1 pseudogene is annotated in these 219 nt (G+C 48.9%); it reads right to left on the bottom strand.

The features are described 5' to 3' along the window. Positions 1 to 219 (bottom strand): annotated as a pseudogene (locus HJW02_RS13440) (cell surface protein); the annotation flags it as partial.

The raw sequence follows: 219 nt of genomic DNA, 5'->3' as shown, positions 1-219 counted from the left end.
ATGCCAGTGTTCGTACCGATGTTCTCCGTTGCGTGACTAACGGCTTCATGATTAAAATCTTCAACAATCGCCCGCACGCGTTGTTGTGCCCGACTTGTATCGCGTTCCGAAAGTGTCAACGCCGACTGTCCGTTCAAAGCCCGCAATTCATTGACATATTGATGAAAGTAGCTGACAATCTCAGCCTCATCCGGTTTGAAGTTCGGATCATCCAGCAGA

Origin of the sequence: Akkermansia sp. GGCC_0220, assembly GCF_017566105.1 — a bacterium.
In the GTDB taxonomy this organism is placed as follows: domain Bacteria; phylum Verrucomicrobiota; class Verrucomicrobiia; order Verrucomicrobiales; family Akkermansiaceae; genus Akkermansia; species Akkermansia massiliensis.
This window is presented reverse-complemented; position numbering and strand designations above follow the sequence as displayed.